Origin of the sequence: Burkholderia orbicola, assembly GCF_900100915.1 — a bacterium.
Lineage (GTDB): Bacteria > Pseudomonadota > Gammaproteobacteria > Burkholderiales > Burkholderiaceae > Burkholderia > Burkholderia orbicola.
In genome coordinates, this window is the sequence record NZ_FNKW01000001.1 from 1,127,957 (window position 1) to 1,143,447 (window position 15,491).

Sequence of the window (15,491 nt, forward strand, 5' to 3'; positions counted from 1 at the left end):
GGGAAAGAATCAGGGCCGCACTTGCAGCCAGAACGTCACGGGGCCGTCGTTGACGAGCGACACCTGCATGTCGGCGCCAAACTCGCCCGTCTCGACGATCGGGTGCCGCGCCCGCGCGGCCGCGACAAAATAGTCGAACAACCGCGCGCCTTCGTCGGGCGGTGCGGCCGGCGTGAAGCTCGGACGCAGCCCGCTGTTGGTATCGGCCGCCAGCGTGAACTGCGACACGAGCAGCAGGCCGCCCGCGCGGCCTTCGCCGTCGATGTTCGACACCGGCAGGTTCATCTTGCCGGCTGCGTCGCTGAACACGCGGTAGCCGAGCAGCTTCGCGAGCAGCTTGTCGGCCGCGGCCTCCGTATCGCCGCGCTCCGCGCAGACCAGCGCGAGCAGGCCCGCGCCGATCTCGCCCGTCGTGCGGCCGCCGACGCGCACGTCGGCACGCGTCACGCGCTGGATCAGCGCGATCATGCGGTCAGCGTGACGCGCGCGAAGCGGCGCTTGCCGACCTGGACCACGAACTCGCCGGCCTCGACCTTCAGGCCCTTGTCCGACACGGTCGCGCCGTCGATCTTCACGCCGCCCTGATCGATGTTGCGCAGCGCTTCGCTGGTCGACGGCACGAGGCCGGCCTGCTTCAGCAACTGACCGATCGCGAGCGGCGCACCGGCCAGCGTGACCGACGGAATGTCGTCCGGCACGCCGCCCTTCGCACGGTGGTTGAAGTCCTCAAGCGCACGCTCGGCGTCGGCCTGCGAGTGGAATCGTGCGACGATTTCCTGCGCGAGCAGCACCTTGAAATCGCGCGGGTTGCGGCCGCCTTCGGCCTCGCGTTTGAAGCCGGCGATCTCGTCGAGGCTGCGGAACGACAGCAGCTCGAAGTAACGCCACATCAGCGTGTCCGAGATGCTCATCAGCTTGCCGAACATGTCGGTCGGCTTCTCGCTGATGCCGACGTAGTTGCCCTTCGACTTCGACATCTTCTCGACGCCGTCGAGGCCTTCGAGCAGCGGCATCGTCAGGATGCACTGCTGTTCCTGGCCGTACTGCTTCTGCAGTTCGCGACCGACCAGCAGATTGAACTTCTGGTCGGTGCCACCGAGTTCGAGATCCGCGTTCAGCGCGACCGAATCGTAGCCCTGCATCAGCGGGTACAGGAATTCGTGGATCGAGATCGGCACGCCGCCCTGGAAGCGCTTCGTGAAATCCTCGCGCTCGAGAATCCGCGCGACCGTGTAGCGCGACGCGAGCTTGATCATCCCGTCCGCGCCGAGCGGCATCGACCATTCGCTGTTGTAGCGGATCTCGGTCTTGTCGCGATCGAGCACGAGCGCGGCCTGCTCGAAGTAGGTCTTCGCGTTCGATTCGATCTGCTCGCGCGTGAGCGGGGGGCGCGTCGCGTTGCGGCCCGACGGATCGCCGATCAGCGACGTGAAATCGCCGATCAGGAAGATCACCGTATGGCCGAGATCCTGCAACTGGCGCATCTTGTTCAGCACGACCGTATGGCCGATGTGGATGTCCGGTGCGGTCGGATCGAGGCCGAGCTTGATGCGCAGCGGCGTGCCGGTGGCTGCGCTGCGCGCGAGCTTCTGCGCGAACTCTTCCTCGATCAGCAGCTCGTCGACGCCGCGCTTCGTGACGGCGAGCGCATGCCGGACTTCGTCGGTGATCGGGAAAACGGGCTTGGAACTGGGTTCGGTGCTCATCGGTGCCAGGAAGAATGTCGCAAAAACAGGGATTTTCCCATAACTTGCGCGCGCATCGCTTAACGACGCGTCACGTTGCGCGGATAATCGGGCGCAAGGCGCGCGGCACCGGCCCGCGCCGCACGATCCAGGAGAACCCAACGTGCCGCAACGACAGCCGCAGCCTGCCCATCCGGCAGACGGCATCTATTTCGGGCTGATGTCGGGAACCAGCATGGACGGCGTCGACGGCGTCGCCGTGCGTTTCGAGGCCGGCCGCGCGCCGGTCGTGCTCGCGGAAGCGTTCGTCGGCTTCGCGCAATCGCTGCGCGACGCGTTGTTCGCGCTGCAGCAGCCCGGCGACAACGAGATCGACCGCGAATCGCTCGCCGCGAATGCGCTCGTCGCGCGCTATGCGGTGTGCTGCCATGAATTGCAGCGCACGGCCGGGCTGTCGCGCGACGAGATCCGCGCGATCGGCGTGCACGGCCAGACGGTGCGCCATCGCCCCGAGCGTGGCTATACGCGCCAGCTCAACAATCCGGCGCTGCTCGCGGAGCTGACGCAGGTCGACGTGATCGCCGATTTCCGCAGCCGCGACGTGGCCGCCGGCGGTCACGGCGCGCCGCTCGCGCCCGCGTTCCATGCGACGGTGTTCGGCGCGCCGGGCGAAACGCGGGTCGTCTGCAATCTCGGCGGAATCAGCAATATCACGATCCTGCCCGGCGCGGACGGCGACGTGCGCGGCTTCGACTGCGGCCCCGCGAACGCGCTGATCGATGCCTGGGCGACCCGCCATCTCGGCAAGCCGTACGACGACGGCGGGAAGTTCGCCGCACGCGGCACCGTACAGGCATCGCTGCTCGACGCCCTGCTCGACGAACCGTATTTCACCGCGCCGCCGCCAAAGAGCACCGGACGCGATCTGTTCAATCCCGCATGGCTCGACGCCAGGCTCGCCGCGTTCCCGCAAGTTGCACCGGAGGACGTGCAGGCCACGCTCACCGCCCTCACCGCCGTATCGGTGGCGCGCGAAATCGCACAGCACGCACCGGGCTGCAAGGCCGTGTTCGTCTGCGGCGGCGGCGCACGCAATCCGGTGCTGCTCGATGCGCTCCGGCACGCACTGCGCGAGGCCGGCGTGCCGGCCTCGGTCGACACTACGGCTGCACTCGGCGTACCGCCGCAGCAGGTCGAAGCGCTCGCGTTCGCGTGGCTCGCGTACCGCTTCACCGCGCGCCAGCCCGGCAATCTCGCGACGGTCACCGGCGCAGCCGGCAACCGCGTGCTTGGCGCACTCTATCCGCGCTGACGCGATATCCGCCGCGCGGCGAGCGCCGCAGGGCGAGCGGGTATAAAAAAACGGGGCATGGAGCCCCGTTTTTCATTCCGGCGAACCGGCGCGGATCTGCCGTGCGCTCAGACCGAGAACGACGAACCGCACCCGCAGGTGGTGGTCGCGTTCGGGTTCTTGATCACGAACTGGGCGCCGTTGAGGTCGTCCTTGTAGTCGATCTCGGCACCGACCAGGTACTGGTAGCTCATCGAGTCGATCAGGAGCTGGACGCCGTTCTTGTTCATCACGGTGTCGTCCTCGTTGACTTCCTCGTCGAACGTGAAGCCATACTGGAAGCCCGAGCAGCCGCCGCCCTGCACGAACACGCGCAGCTTCAGGTCGGGATTGCCCTCTTCGTCGATCAGTTGCTTGACCTTGTCGGCCGCGGCGTCGGTGAAGACGAACGGCAGCGGCATATCGGTCGTCGTTGCTGCGGTTTCGGTAACAGCGTTCATTCGAACTCTCCAAAAAGCTTTAGCCGCTATTGTAGGGCCGATCAGAAGATCGTGCTGATGTCCATGAAATCAATAGGTTCTTGTCGATTTCATCAAACGCGCCCGCGCGGGTGGCGGCCGCAGCGGCCCGGGTGCGGGTAGTCAGCGGGCATAAAAAAACCGCCAGCGTGAAAGCTGGCGGTTTTTCCGGCGGACGCCGCTCGAAAGCGGCGAGGCCATGAAGCGGAATTAACGCTTCGAGAACTGCTTTGCGCGGCGTGCCTTGCGCAGACCGACCTTCTTACGCTCGACTTCACGCGCATCGCGCGTGACGAAGCCTGCGCTCGACAGCGACGGCTTCAGCGTCGCATCGTAGTCGATCAGTGCACGGGTGATGCCGTGGCGCACTGCGCCTGCCTGACCCGTTTCGCCGCCGCCGTTGACGTTCACCTTGATGTCGAACGTCTGGCCGTGGTTCGTGAGTTCCAGCGGTTGACGCACGATCATCAGCGACGTTTCGCGCGAGAAGTAGTCAGCGATGGGCTTGCCGTTGACGATGATGTCGCCCTTGCCAGCCTTGATGAAGACACGTGCGACTGCGCTCTTGCGGCGGCCCGTACCGTAGTTCCAGTTACCGATCATGTGGGTCCCCTTAGATCTCGAGCGCCTTCGGCTGTTGAGCCGAGTGCGGATGCGTCGCTTCTGCGTAGACCTTCAGCTTCTTGATCATCGCGTAGCCGAGCGGGCCCTTCGGCAGCATGCCCTTGACCGCCTTCTCGAGCGCGCGGCCCGGGAAGCGCTCTTGCATCTTGCCGAACGTCGTTTCATAGATACCGCCCGGGTAGCCCGAGTGACGGTAGTACTTCTTGTCCAGCGTCTTGTTGCCCGTGACCTTCAACTTGCTCGCGTTGATGATGATGATGAAATCACCAGTGTCGACGTGCGGGGTGAACTCAGGCTTGTGCTTGCCGCGCAGACGGCGTGCCACTTCGCTGGCAACACGGCCGAGAACCTTATCCGTCGCGTCAATCACGTACCATTCGCGCGTCACCTCATGGGCTTTTGCGGAAAACGTCTTCATGATCGATCCAAAAAAATTGCTTTGCCCGATGTGTTCTTCCTGCTTGTCTGTGTGCGCTTCGAGGCGCGGTGCAGGCTCTCCCTGTTCTTTTTCCGTGGGCATGAATGCGGAAAAGCCCTGAATTATAAAGGAAATACGGCTACGTGGTCAAAGAGAATCCACGTCCCGTGTTCGCGGCGGCCGAAATGAGCCAAAATCCGGTCGTGCCCCACCAAGCCAGGCGAACCGAGCGCCTGGGGAGGCACCCATCGACGCGCGGCACATGACCTTGCCGCGCCAGACCGGTCGAACCCGAAAAACAACAAACCAGCATGATGAAACAACGACTTACGCCCTTTCTGGCGGCCGCGCTGCTGGCCGTCGCGGCGCCCGCCGTCGCCGCCCGCTCCGGCTGTGAAGCCAAGCTCGACGCACTCGATGCACGCATCGCCGAAGCCCGGACCGCCCATGCCGAAGACCGCATCGGGCGCCTGCGCGCGGTGCGCGAACGCGTCCGTCACTTCTGCGCACGCGGCCACGGCCACGCGTCGGCCGCCCGTGCGCCGGCGCCCGATGCCGACTCGCGCGGCACGCCGCCCGACGCGACTTCGCAGCCGGCTGCGCGACAGCCCGCGTGACGGTGCCGACGCGCGCAAGCCGCGCGCGGATGTTTGCATGGGACGAAAAAAAGCCCGAACGGCTGGTTCGGGCTTAATCCACCTTAGGAGGAGGGTGGAGGAGACATGCGGAGGTTGCCGCAGCGCGGCAACCAATGAGGATCATTATACGAATGCCCCGCCGACTTCACAAGAAAATTTGCATTGCGAAATCAAACACCACAATATGAGATTCCACCCGGAAAGCTCGTTCGGACACATTTCCTTTTGAAATCAAACATGTAAACCCCTCGGACATGACCTAAAGCTGCCCTCGCCTAGAGCAAAACCCCTAAATCCAGCAGGGAAATCGCCGCTCGCCGCCCTGCCCGCCCGGCCCCGGCGTTGCGCGTCGTGCAGCGCATCAGCCGACCGTTGCGTCGCGGGCTACAATGCCGGATCGAATCCGAATCAGGCAACGCTGGAGTGCAAGCATGGAATGCAAAGTAAGCTGGATGGGCCAGGACGGCATGGCGTTTTCCGCCGAGACCGGGAGCGGCCATCTCGTCACGATGGACGGCGCGCCCGAAGGCGGCGGCCACAACCTCGCGCCGCGTCCGATGGAAATGGTGCTGCTCGGCACCGGCGGCTGCACCGCCTATGACGTCGTGCTGATCCTGAAGAAGAGCCGCCAGGAAGTGAGCGGCTGCTCGGTCACGCTGAAGGCCGAGCGTGCGAGCGAAGATCCGAAGGTGTTCACGAAGGTGCACTTCCACTTCACGGTCACCGGCCGCAACCTGAACCCGGCCACGGTCGAGCGCGCGATCAACCTGTCGCACGACAAGTACTGCTCCGCGTCGATCATGATCGCGAAGACGGCCGAACTCACGCATTCGTTCGACATCGTCGCCGCCTGAGCCCACGGCGCGCGCATGAAAAAAGGGCCGGCGCTCCGCAGGGAGCGCCGGCCCTTTCGCATTTGAGCGGCAAAGCAGGCCGATAAGCCGGATTCTGTGCACGCTGCACGCCGAAGCGCGCAACGCGTGGCAGTCATTCCTCTAGGCGCGCCATTGCTGACGCGCTCAAGCTTCCTACCCGCAGACGAGACGGGGGCCCCGTCCTGCATCCGAAAATGCGCGCCTGCCTACTTGGAATTGCTCCGGGTGGAGGTTACCGTGCCGGCGAACGTCGCCGTCGCCGCGGTGCGCTCTTACCGCACCGTTTCACCCTTACCTGATCCCGGCTTGCGCCGGGCCATCGGCGGTTTGCTTTCTGTTGCCCTGTTCCGCGTGTCGCCACGGATGGCCGTTAGCCATCACCCTGCCCTGTGGAGTCCGGACTTTCCTCGCCCCCGCGCGCCCGAAGGCGGCGAGGCCGCGACTGCCTGGCCTGCTTTGCGACGCGCATTCTAGCACTGCGCGCCGCCGTCGGCAGCGCGCGAGCGGCCGCCGCGGCGAAACACGGCCGGATCGTCGTAGAACGCGGCGTCGACGTTCGCCGCGCACCAGCCCGGCACGCCGAGCACCGGCAGCGGCGCGAAATCGCGGCTCGTCAGCGCGCGCGTCGCGAGTTCAGCAGCGATTCGGGCGTCGACATGCGCGCTCCGTTCCGCGTCGGGCCATGAAAAATAGTCGGCGCTCACTTCGACGATCCATGCGTGCGCGGTGCAGGACTTGTAGGGTGCGACGAGCTGTTCGAGCAGCGCATGGCCGACGAGTCGCGCTTCGCAACGCGTGCCCCACGCATCGCGCGCGGTCACCAGCAGCCGCCGCCAGTCGAAGCCGCGCAGCGCGTCGGCGAGCGCGCGGTCGGCGGTGACGAACAGCGCGGCGTTCTCGTCGAACAACGTGAGCGCGTCGCGCAACGTCCCGCGCACGGGGCCGACGCCGCCCGCCGCGTCGATCGCAGCGGCCTGGCGCGCGTTCAGCGCGGCCTTGATGCGCGGGTACGCGAACCAGACGAGCGCATTGAAGAAGTCGTGAAGATGGTGGCGGGTCGGCACGTGGCCGGTGTCCGCGATATGGGTCTCGTACGCGACGCCGGGCGGCAGCTCGGCCTGCGGCACGAAGCGCAGCGGCCTGCCGCGGCCGGTGATGCGATCGCCGCCTCGTGACACGCCGCCCAACGCGCCGTTCAACGCATCGAGCAGCGCGGCCTCGCCCGCGCGGGCGGCCGCCTGCCACGCGCGGCCCGGCTCCGCGTAAGGCGCGAGCCACGGCGCGGACCAGTCGATCCGCGCGAAATCCGCCGCCGCGCGACCGGCCGCAAGGCCGGGTTCGCGCGGCGGCGTGCCGGTCACGCCAGCTTCCAGCCGATCGTCTCGCCGCCGCGCAGCGGCACGACCGGCGTATCGCCCGCGAAGATCTCGCGCGGCAGTTCCCACGGCTCGCGGCGCAGCGTGACCGTCTCGGCGCTGCGCGGCAGCCCGTAGAAATCGGCGCCGAAGAAGCTCGCGAACCCTTCCAGCTTGTCGAGCGCGCCGGCCGTGTCGAACGCTTCCGCGTACAGTTCGAGCGCGTGCAGCGCCGTGTAGCAGCCCGCGCAGCCGCACGCGGTTTCCTTCGCGTCGCGCGCATGCGGCGCGCTGTCGGTGCCGAGGAAGAAGCGCGGGTTGCCCGACGTCGCGGCCTCGACCAGCGCCACGCGATGCGTCTCGCGCTTGAGCACCGGCAGGCAGTAGTAATGCGGGCGAATCCCGCCGACGAACAGCGCGTTGCGGTTGTACAGCAGGTGATGCGCGGTGATCGTCGCGCCGAGCAGGCCGGGCGCCGCGTCGGCATCGCGCACGTAGTCGGCCGCGTCCTTCGTCGTGATGTGCTCGAACACGACCTTCAGGCCCGGGAAATCGCGGCGCAGCGGCGTCATCACGCGGTCGATGAACACCTTCTCGCGGTCGAACAGGTCGATCGACGCATCGGTCACCTCGCCGTGCACGAGCAGCGGCATGCCGGTGTCCTGCATCGCCTCGAGCGTCTTCGCGCATTTCGCGAGATCGGTGACGCCGTGGTCGGAATTCGTCGTCGCGCCTGCCGGATACAGCTTCACGCCGTGCACGAAGCCGCTTTCGCGCGCGCGGCGGATTTCGTCGGGCGGCGTGTTGTCGGTCAGGTACAGCGTCATCAGCGGCTCGAACGTCATCCCGGCCGGCAGCGCGGCGAGGATGCGCTCGCGATAGGCCTGCGCCTGCGCGGTGGTCGTGACCGGCGGCTTCAGGTTCGGCATGACGATGGCGCGGCCGAACTGGCGGGCGGTGTGCGGCAGCACGGCGGCGAGCATGTCGCCGTCGCGCAGGTGCAGGTGCCAGTCGTCGGGACGGGCGAGCGAAAGCGTCGCCGGGGAAGAAGCGTTCGAGGCAGTCATAGGAGGCGTCGTGAGGAACGGGCTTGCCATCGGCGGGGCCGGAACGCGCGTGCGCGGGCCGACTGACGGCAAACCGCAACACGGGGCCTTTGGCCAGCGGAATCCGCTTTTTACCGCTCAGGGCTCGGTGATATGCTAGAAGCCGCATTGTACCGGGGTTCGCCCGGTTCGTTACCCCCCGCTTCAGCCTGCCGCCCCACGTAAAATGTGCCAACTCCTTGGAATGAACTGCGCCGCGCCGACGGACGTCACATTCTCCTTCACAGGTTTCGCGGCCCGGGGCGGGCTCACCGATCACCATGCCGACGGCTGGGGCATCGCGTTCTTCGAAGACAAGGCCTGCCGCCTCTTCATCGATCACCAGGCATCGGCCACGTCGCCGATCGCCGAAATGGTGAAGCGCTACCCGATCAAGTCCAAGAACACGATCGCCCACATCCGCAAGGCGACGCAAGGGCACATCCTGCTCGAGAACAGCCATCCGTTCATGCGCGAGCTGTGGGGCCGGCACTGGATCTTCGCGCATAACGGCGACCTGCAGGACTACGCGCCGGACATGGACGGCAGCGTCTACCACCCGGTCGGCACGACCGACAGCGAACAGGCGTTCTGCGTGCTGATGCAGGGGCTGCGCGAGGCCTTTCCCGGCGCGCAGCCGCCGCTGCCCGAGCTGTTCGAGCGGGTCGGCGAACTGACGCGCGGCATTACCGATCACGGCGTGTTCAACTTCCTGATGTCGAATGGCCAGGCGCTCTTCGCGCACTGCTCGACGCGGCTGCACTACCTCGTGCGGCGCTGGCCGTTCTCGACCGCGCATCTCGTCGACGAAGACCTGTCGATCGACTTCGCGAAATACACGACCCCCGAGGATCGCGTCGCGGTGATCGCAACGCAGCCGCTCACCGACAACGAAGTCTGGACCGCGTTCGAGCCGGGCGAACTGATCATGTTCCAGTGCGGCGACGTCGCCGCGCGGATGCAGATTCCGGTGCCCGAGCGTGTGCTCGAGAAGCTGCGCAATCCGTCGCTCGATGCGTCGGCATCCGCGCCGCGCGCGGTGGTTCGCGAAGCGCTCGCCACCGCGGCCGACGGCGATGCCGACGACGCGATCGATTTCTGAAGCCCGGCGCGGCACCGGCTGCGCCCGCTTTCCGAACTGCTGCGCGCACTTCATGCGTCATCGGCGCAAATCGCCTCGCTCCGGTCAATACGGTTTCGTTTTAACCGCCACCCGGCGCAATCGATTGACATCACCCGACATCCGCTTGATTTTATTAATTTACAAGCGAAAGAAAATAAAAGATGGAATCAGAAAGATAACCATCAATTAAAACAAGAACCCCTGATCCGGATTTTAACGCACCGCATCTGGCGGAACCGTTCGCTATCCCACCTACTCCGGCAGCCGTTCCAGATCTCCGCAAAACCCTTCCCAGCCCGCCCCCGCCATAGCCTTCGGTTCGATTAACCACACAAATCAAAAATACCACGCATTACGGTTCGCATCATTACAGTTTCCAGTTTCTCGATAATCGACGGCCATCTGAATCAGTAGACTCCGCCCATCCTCGGTGTAACGAAACACGATTGGCGCGACACGCTGCCATAGCCGCCGCACGCCCCTTCGGATCATTTCCCCACCGCGGAATGCGAATTCGCCGAATGACGGCGAATGCCACGTCAAAAAGAAGAAAGAGGGGTATGTCGTGAATCACTCATTTCGATCGATATGGAGCGAGGCCGCCGGCTGCTGGGTCGCGGTCGCGGAAACGACCCGGGCGCGCGGCAAGCGCTCGGGCGCTGCATCGGGGCCAAGTCAGCGCACCGCCCGCAAGGCAACGCATCACGCAACGCGCCCGTCGCCGCTTCGCGTCGCGGCGCTCGGCGCCGCACTGGCGGCACTGTCGGCCGGCACCGTGCACGCATCGACCTGCGGCAACGGCACGGCCGTCGCGAACGGCGCCACCTGCGCGCTCGGCAGTTTCAGCCCGACCGTCAACAACGATCTCGTCGGCGCCACGACCGTGTCGGGCGGCGACCGGGTCGGCCTGACCGGCGCCTGGACGGGCGCGACCGGCGACATGGGCTACACGTTGACGCCGCTCGGCAGCGCCTCCGGGGTATCGGGCAACCCCAACCAGCCGCTGCTGTCGATCGGCGGCAAGACGCAAAGCGTCAGCACGCCCGACTCGATCACTGGCAGCCATGCGTCGGTCGCGACCTACGATTCGGGCGCGTTCGCCGCATCTAGCGCCGGCTCGACCAACGTGCCGGTCTATCACGACGTGAACGGCAACCAGTACGTGAACACGCGGATCGGCACCGTCGAGCGCTCCGGCGGCACGCTCGACGTGTCGATCGGCGATCCGGCGGGCGCGCCGACGGCGGCCGGCAACGCGATCACGATGGCCCCGAAGCAGACCGACCTGTTCGTCGCGGACGGCACGGGCACGGCGCAAAGCGTCATCAACTGGAACTCGCGCAACCAGATCTGGCTCGGCACCGGCGACTATCTCGCGAGCGGCGGCCCCGTCAGCCACGTGCTGCTCGACGTGCCGGCGTATACCGGCACCTTCACGGCCTTCGACGGCAGCACGTGGACGGTCACCGACGCCGCGTCGCTCGCCGCGTACAACACCTTTCTCGTGCGCTCGGTTCAGAGCGGCGCGCTCGGCTCGCAGGCCGCCTACGACCACGCGTTCAGCCAGGCCGTCACGTTCTCCACGCAATCGTTCGAGTATGCGAACAACGTGTCGCCAGGCGACAAGAACACGCTGCAAATGGACTACCTGACGGTCATGCACGGCACTGGCGCAAACGCAACGCTGCATATCGGCAAGGACGGCCAGATCGACTTCCGCGGCACCAACACGATCGACTCGAGCTCGGCGGTCTTCGCGGAAAACGGCGCGCACTTCGTCAACGACGGGCGGCTGTCGGGCGACTTCACGCTCGTGCGCCTGCTGACCGGCGCGAGCGGCGTGAATAACGGCGTAATCTCGTCGGGCTACGCAGCCGGCGACAACTTCAATACGGGCGGCGCCGCGTTGCCCTACAACTTCAGTCTCAACGCGTACACCGAGGGCAGCGGCATCTATGCGAACGGCGCGGGCACGACCTTCGTCAACAACGGCGTGATGAACGTCGGCGCCTGGACCTTCAACAGCACGCGCCCCGACCTGCAGAACTACGCGGTAGCCGCGACGGACGGCGCGCGCGCGTCGAACGCCGGCACGATCAACGTCGGTGTCAACGCGACGACGCTCGACAGCCAGGTGATCGGCGGCCTCGTCGCCGGCGGCAGCTTCACGAACGAAGCCGGCGGCACGATCTATCTCGGCCGCGCCGCGCAGTACGACCCCAGCTCCCCCGAAGCCGCGAACGACGTCGCGCTGTCCGCGCACGGGTACGGCATCCTGCTCGGCGCGTCCGGCACCGCCAGCAACCTCGGCACGATCGTGATCGGCACGCAGACGCAGAACGGCGCCGCGCTGGCGAGCATCGGGTCGACTTCCGGCACGCTGACCAACGCGGGCGCGATCGTCGTCAACGGCGCCGCGCCGGGCACGCCGCTCGCCAACGTCGGCATGCTCGCGGCCGACACCGCCGCGACCGTGACCAACACGGGCACGATCACGCTGAACGGCGTGAACGGCATCGGCATCATGGTCGTCGGCACCGGCACGAACGCGACGGCCGCGACGTCGACCGGCACGATCGACGTGGCCGGCGGGCTCGATCCCGCGTCGGGCACGCGCAACTACGGCGTCTGGGCCGAAGGGCCGCTCGCGAAGGCCACGCTCGACGGTGCGCTGAACCTGACGGGCACCGGCGCGATCGGCGTACACGCGCGTTCCGGCGCGACGATCGACGTCGGCGCGAACGCCGTGCCGGCCTTCATGTCCGGCACGCACCAGATCGGCTTCTATGCATACGGCGCAGGCTCGAAAATCAACGTCGCCGCGCAGCACCTGAGTGTCGACACCGACGATTCGACGCTGTTCCGCGTCGCGGGCGGCGCGGCCTACACGGGCGCGTCGGCGGCCGGCGCACTGATCACCGACGTCAACGGCCAGCGCTCGCGCGGCGTGCTCGCGACCGACGTCGGCACCACGCTGTCGACCGGCAACGCGATCTACGACGTCAAAGGCGCGAACGGCATCGCGATCGCGGTCGAAGGCGGCGCGACAGGCACGATCGACCCGGGCACGACGATCAACCTGAACGCGGCCGGCGCAACGGCGGGCATCGTCGACGGCCAGGCGCACGACCTCGCCGGCGCGGCTGCCGGCGCACCGGTCGCGACGACGCTGACCAATCACGCCGCCGTCACGTCGTCGACCGCCGGCGTGACCGGCTTCATCGCGCAGAACCTCGGCACGCTCGAGAACCGCAGCACGGTGTTGCTGACCGGCCCCGGCTCGACGGGCGTCGTGGCCGGCACGCTCGGCACGGTGAACAACGCGTCGACGATCCGCGTCTCCAACGGCACCGGCGCGCTCGTGCAGGGTGCGTCGGCCACGCTCGCCAATACGGGTTCGATCGAAGCCGACGACGGTATCGCGGGCGTGCGTCTCACGGGGGCCGGCGCATCGGTCGCGCTGTCGGGCGCGGGCACCGTCGTCGCGAACGGCAGCGCCGACGGCGTGCTGATCGACTCGACCGTGACGGGCGGTGGCATCACGGCCGGGCCGACGTCGATCGCGGTCGGCGGCTCGGGCAGCGGCATCCGCAACCTCGGTGCGAATGCAACGATCGCACTGTCCGGCACGCAGGTTGCCACGACCGGCAACGGCGCCGCCGGCCTCGTGTCGACCGGCGCGGGTGCGCGTATCGCGACCGCTGCGGCCACGGTCGTCCGCACGGCGGGGGCCGACGCGCTCGGCCTGTCCGTGTCGGGTGCCGATTCCACGCTCACGGCCAACGGAACGACCGTCGCGACGACCGGCGCGAACGCGCATGCGATCGTCATGGACGGCGGCGCGACAGCCCTGCTGTCGGGCGCGAAGATTTCCGCATCGGGTGCCGCGGCCGATGGCATCGTCGCGCAAAACGGCGGCCGCATCGCCGATACGGGTTCGTCGCTCGCCAGCGTGGCCGGCAACGGCGCCACCGCGAACAGCGGCGGCGTGCTCGCGTTGACCGGCACGGCGCTCACGGGCGCGACGGCCGGCGTGCTGACGTCGGACACGCTCGCGAACGGCGCGACCAGCTCGGTGCTCGTCGACGGCGGCAGCGTGACGTCATCCACCGGGCCGGCGTTCGCCGCGCGCGGCGGCACGGCCGACATCGCGGTACGCAACGGCACGGTCGTGACGGCCGGCAACGGCACGCTGCTGAACCTCGCGAACGGCAGCAACGTGACGTTCAGCGCATCGGCGGTCAACCTCGCGGGCGACATCGTGTCGGACGCGTCGAGCACCGGCAACGTGTTCCTCGCGAACGGCACGACGCTGACCGGGAAGATCGACCCGGTCGCGCTGAGCGTCGACGGCACGAGCACGTGGCGCATGACGGGCAGTTCGGTCCTGAGCAGCCTGAACAACGCGGGCCTCGTCGCATTCGCCGCGCCGACCGGCTCGCCGACGCTGACCGGCAGCTACAAGACGCTGACGACCGGCGGCTACGTCGGCAACGGCGGCACGCTCGCGCTGAACACGTATCTCGGCGCCGATACGTCACCGACCGACCGGCTGATCGTGAACGGCGGCACGGCGAGCGGCACGACCGGCCTGAAGATCGCCAACACGGCCGGCACCGGCGCGCAGACGACCGGCGACGGGATTCCCGTGGTCGTCACGGCCAACGGCGGCACGACCGCCGCGTCGGCATTCCATCTCGCCGGCCCGGTACAGGCCGGCGCGTACGAATACCGGCTCTATCGCGGCGGGCAAGGCGATGCGAACGGCTGGTACCTGCGCTCGCAACTCGACCAGACCGACCCCGGCGACCCGATCCACCCGTCCGGCGGCGGCGACGGCGGCAACAACGGGAATGGCAACGCAAACGGCAACGGCGGCACGCTCGCGTATCGTCCGGGCGTGTCCGGTTACGCGATGACGCCGCTGCTGAACGCCGACTACGGCTTCTCGACGCTCGGCAGGCTGCACGAGCGCGTCGGCGACATCTACAACGTCGAGAAACAGCAGCCCGGCAATCGCGATGGCGTGTGGGGGCGCATCGGCGGCCAGAGCCTCGATGCGAATGCGGGCCGTTTCTCGGCCGACGAACGCACGTTCTTCGCGCAGTTCGGCAAGGACTGGACCCTCGACCAGGCGCCGGACGGCGCCGGCAGCACGCACGCGGGCGTGACGGCCAGCATCGGCGTGTCGAACGCGAGCTTCAGCGACATGGCGCGCGCAGGCTCGCCCGACCTGTCGACGTCGACCGGCTCGGTCGAGATGCACGCGCAAAGCGTCGGTGGCTACTGGACGCGCTATCTGCCCGACGGCACCTACTTCGACAGCGTCGGGCAGGTCACGCACTACGGCAACCGCTATCGCGACAGCTACGGCAACGAGGCGTCGCAGAACGGCTTCGGCGTCGCGCTGTCGCAGGAAGTCGGCAAGCCGTTCGCGATCGGCACGTTGCCGGTCGCGGTCGAGCCGCAAGCGCAGCTGATGTATCAGTACCTGAAGCTGAACGGGTTCAACGACAACGTGTCGGCCGTGTCGAGCACGACGACGAATGCGCTGCGCGGCCGCGTCGGCGTGCGCATCTTCCGGCCGAACCTCCAGTCGGACGCGGGCGGCGGCGCCGCGACGCCGTACTTCACGGCCGACGTGCTGCACGACTTTCTGTCGCCGGGGCAGACCGTGGTCGGCGGCACGCCGTTCGCGACGCATCTCGGGCGCACCTGGTACGAGCTCGGCGTCGGCGTGACCGCCGGCTTCGGCAAGTCGGGCGAGCTGTACGCGAATGCGAAGATCGCGCGCAACATCGGCGGCGATTACCGGCGCGGGATCGTCGGGCAGGTCGGCTACCGGTACAGCTGGTAACGCCCGGCGGACGAAAAAAAAC

General features: G+C 67.3%; 12 protein-coding genes and 1 other RNA gene. 5 read left to right on the top strand and 8 right to left on the bottom strand.

Features of this window, described 5'->3' with window-relative positions; all coding sequences use genetic code 11:
* Positions 1 to 9: 9 nt before the first annotated feature.
* Both dtd and tyrS read right to left on the bottom strand, forming a co-directional pair.
* The gene (gene dtd / locus BLS50_RS05315; RefSeq protein ID WP_011544595.1) at positions 10 to 468 is read right to left on the bottom strand and encodes a D-aminoacyl-tRNA deacylase; all 459 of its coding nucleotides are present in this window, start codon (positions 466 to 468) and stop codon (positions 10 to 12) included.
* Positions 465 to 1,706: a tyrosine--tRNA ligase gene (gene tyrS / locus BLS50_RS05320; protein WP_074801265.1), complete on the bottom strand. Its 1,242-nt coding sequence runs from the start codon at positions 1,704 to 1,706 to the stop codon at positions 465 to 467. The genes dtd and tyrS overlap by 4 nt, the downstream gene beginning before the upstream one ends.
* A gap of 142 nt (positions 1,707 to 1,848) precedes the next feature.
* Between tyrS and BLS50_RS05325 the strand changes: the two genes are divergently transcribed.
* Positions 1,849 to 2,997, top strand: a complete 1,149-nt coding sequence (locus BLS50_RS05325; RefSeq protein WP_074801267.1) for an anhydro-N-acetylmuramic acid kinase — start codon at positions 1,849 to 1,851, stop codon at positions 2,995 to 2,997.
* Positions 2,998 to 3,104: 107 nt separating this feature from the next.
* On the opposite strand, the gene erpA is transcribed toward BLS50_RS05325, so the two are convergent.
* The 3 genes from erpA to rplM form a co-directional block, all read right to left on the bottom strand.
* On the bottom strand, positions 3,105 to 3,476 hold the full coding sequence (gene erpA, locus BLS50_RS05330) for an iron-sulfur cluster insertion protein ErpA (protein ID WP_006476903.1): 372 nt from the start codon (positions 3,474 to 3,476) through the stop codon (positions 3,105 to 3,107).
* A 228-nt stretch (positions 3,477 to 3,704) separates the two neighbouring features.
* The gene (rpsI, locus tag BLS50_RS05335) at positions 3,705 to 4,097 is read right to left on the bottom strand and encodes a 30S ribosomal protein S9 (protein WP_006476904.1); all 393 of its coding nucleotides are present in this window, start codon (positions 4,095 to 4,097) and stop codon (positions 3,705 to 3,707) included.
* Between the two features lie 10 nt (positions 4,098 to 4,107).
* Entirely contained in the window at positions 4,108 to 4,536 is a 429-nt protein-coding gene (rplM, locus tag BLS50_RS05340) for a 50S ribosomal protein L13 (RefSeq protein WP_009687896.1), read from the bottom strand.
* Between the two features lie 311 nt (positions 4,537 to 4,847).
* Here rplM and BLS50_RS05345 point away from each other — a divergent pair, with 311 nt between their 5' ends.
* Together BLS50_RS05345 and BLS50_RS05350 are read left to right on the top strand one after the other, a co-directional pair.
* Positions 4,848 to 5,153, top strand: a complete 306-nt coding sequence (locus tag BLS50_RS05345) for a DUF1090 family protein (RefSeq protein ID WP_074801269.1) — start codon at positions 4,848 to 4,850, stop codon at positions 5,151 to 5,153.
* A gap of 410 nt (positions 5,154 to 5,563) precedes the next feature.
* Positions 5,564 to 6,028, top strand: a complete 465-nt coding sequence (locus tag BLS50_RS05350; protein WP_074801272.1) for an OsmC family protein — start codon at positions 5,564 to 5,566, stop codon at positions 6,026 to 6,028.
* A 67-nt stretch (positions 6,029 to 6,095) separates the two neighbouring features.
* Here the strand turns inward: BLS50_RS05350 and rnpB are convergent.
* From rnpB to pyrC, 3 genes are all read right to left on the bottom strand, one after another.
* An RNA gene (gene rnpB / locus BLS50_RS05355) (RNase P RNA component class A) lies at positions 6,096 to 6,507 on the bottom strand.
* Between the two features lie 12 nt (positions 6,508 to 6,519).
* Positions 6,520 to 7,410, bottom strand: a complete 891-nt coding sequence (locus tag BLS50_RS05360; RefSeq protein ID WP_074801275.1) for a DUF3025 domain-containing protein — start codon at positions 7,408 to 7,410, stop codon at positions 6,520 to 6,522.
* The gene (gene pyrC, locus BLS50_RS05365; RefSeq protein WP_012327899.1) at positions 7,407 to 8,471 is read right to left on the bottom strand and encodes a dihydroorotase; all 1,065 of its coding nucleotides are present in this window, start codon (positions 8,469 to 8,471) and stop codon (positions 7,407 to 7,409) included. Before pyrC ends, BLS50_RS05360 begins: the two co-directional genes overlap by 4 nt.
* 205 nt (positions 8,472 to 8,676) lie before the next feature.
* Between pyrC and BLS50_RS05370 the strand changes: the two genes are divergently transcribed.
* Both BLS50_RS05370 and BLS50_RS05375 read left to right on the top strand, forming a co-directional pair.
* Positions 8,677 to 9,591, top strand: coding sequence for a class II glutamine amidotransferase (locus BLS50_RS05370; protein ID WP_006476906.1), 915 nt, complete (start codon positions 8,677 to 8,679; stop codon positions 9,589 to 9,591).
* A 586-nt stretch (positions 9,592 to 10,177) separates the two neighbouring features.
* Positions 10,178 to 15,469, top strand: coding sequence for an autotransporter outer membrane beta-barrel domain-containing protein (locus tag BLS50_RS05375; protein ID WP_074801277.1), 5,292 nt, complete (start codon positions 10,178 to 10,180; stop codon positions 15,467 to 15,469).
* Positions 15,470 to 15,491: the final 22 nt, after the last annotated feature.

What these genes read in the sequence shown, in the direction of transcription:
- BLS50_RS05345 (WP_074801269.1), top strand. Translation starts at nt 4,848, where the DNA reads ATGATGAAACAACGACTTACGCCCTTTCTGGCGGCCGCGCTGCTGGCC.
- dtd (WP_011544595.1), bottom strand. Translation starts at nt 468, where the DNA reads ATGATCGCGCTGATCCAGCGCGTGACGCGTGCCGACGTGCGCGTCGGC.
- tyrS (WP_074801265.1), bottom strand. Translation starts at nt 1,706, where the DNA reads ATGAGCACCGAACCCAGTTCCAAGCCCGTTTTCCCGATCACCGACGAA.
- rplM (WP_009687896.1), bottom strand. Translation starts at nt 4,536, where the DNA reads ATGAAGACGTTTTCCGCAAAAGCCCATGAGGTGACGCGCGAATGGTAC.
- erpA (WP_006476903.1), bottom strand. Translation starts at nt 3,476, where the DNA reads ATGAACGCTGTTACCGAAACCGCAGCAACGACGACCGATATGCCGCTG.
- BLS50_RS05350 (WP_074801272.1), top strand. Translation starts at nt 5,564, where the DNA reads ATGCCGGATCGAATCCGAATCAGGCAACGCTGGAGTGCAAGCATGGAA.
- BLS50_RS05370 (WP_006476906.1), top strand. Translation starts at nt 8,677, where the DNA reads ATGTGCCAACTCCTTGGAATGAACTGCGCCGCGCCGACGGACGTCACA.
- rpsI (WP_006476904.1), bottom strand. Translation starts at nt 4,097, where the DNA reads ATGATCGGTAACTGGAACTACGGTACGGGCCGCCGCAAGAGCGCAGTC.
- pyrC (WP_012327899.1), bottom strand. Translation starts at nt 8,471, where the DNA reads ATGACTGCCTCGAACGCTTCTTCCCCGGCGACGCTTTCGCTCGCCCGT.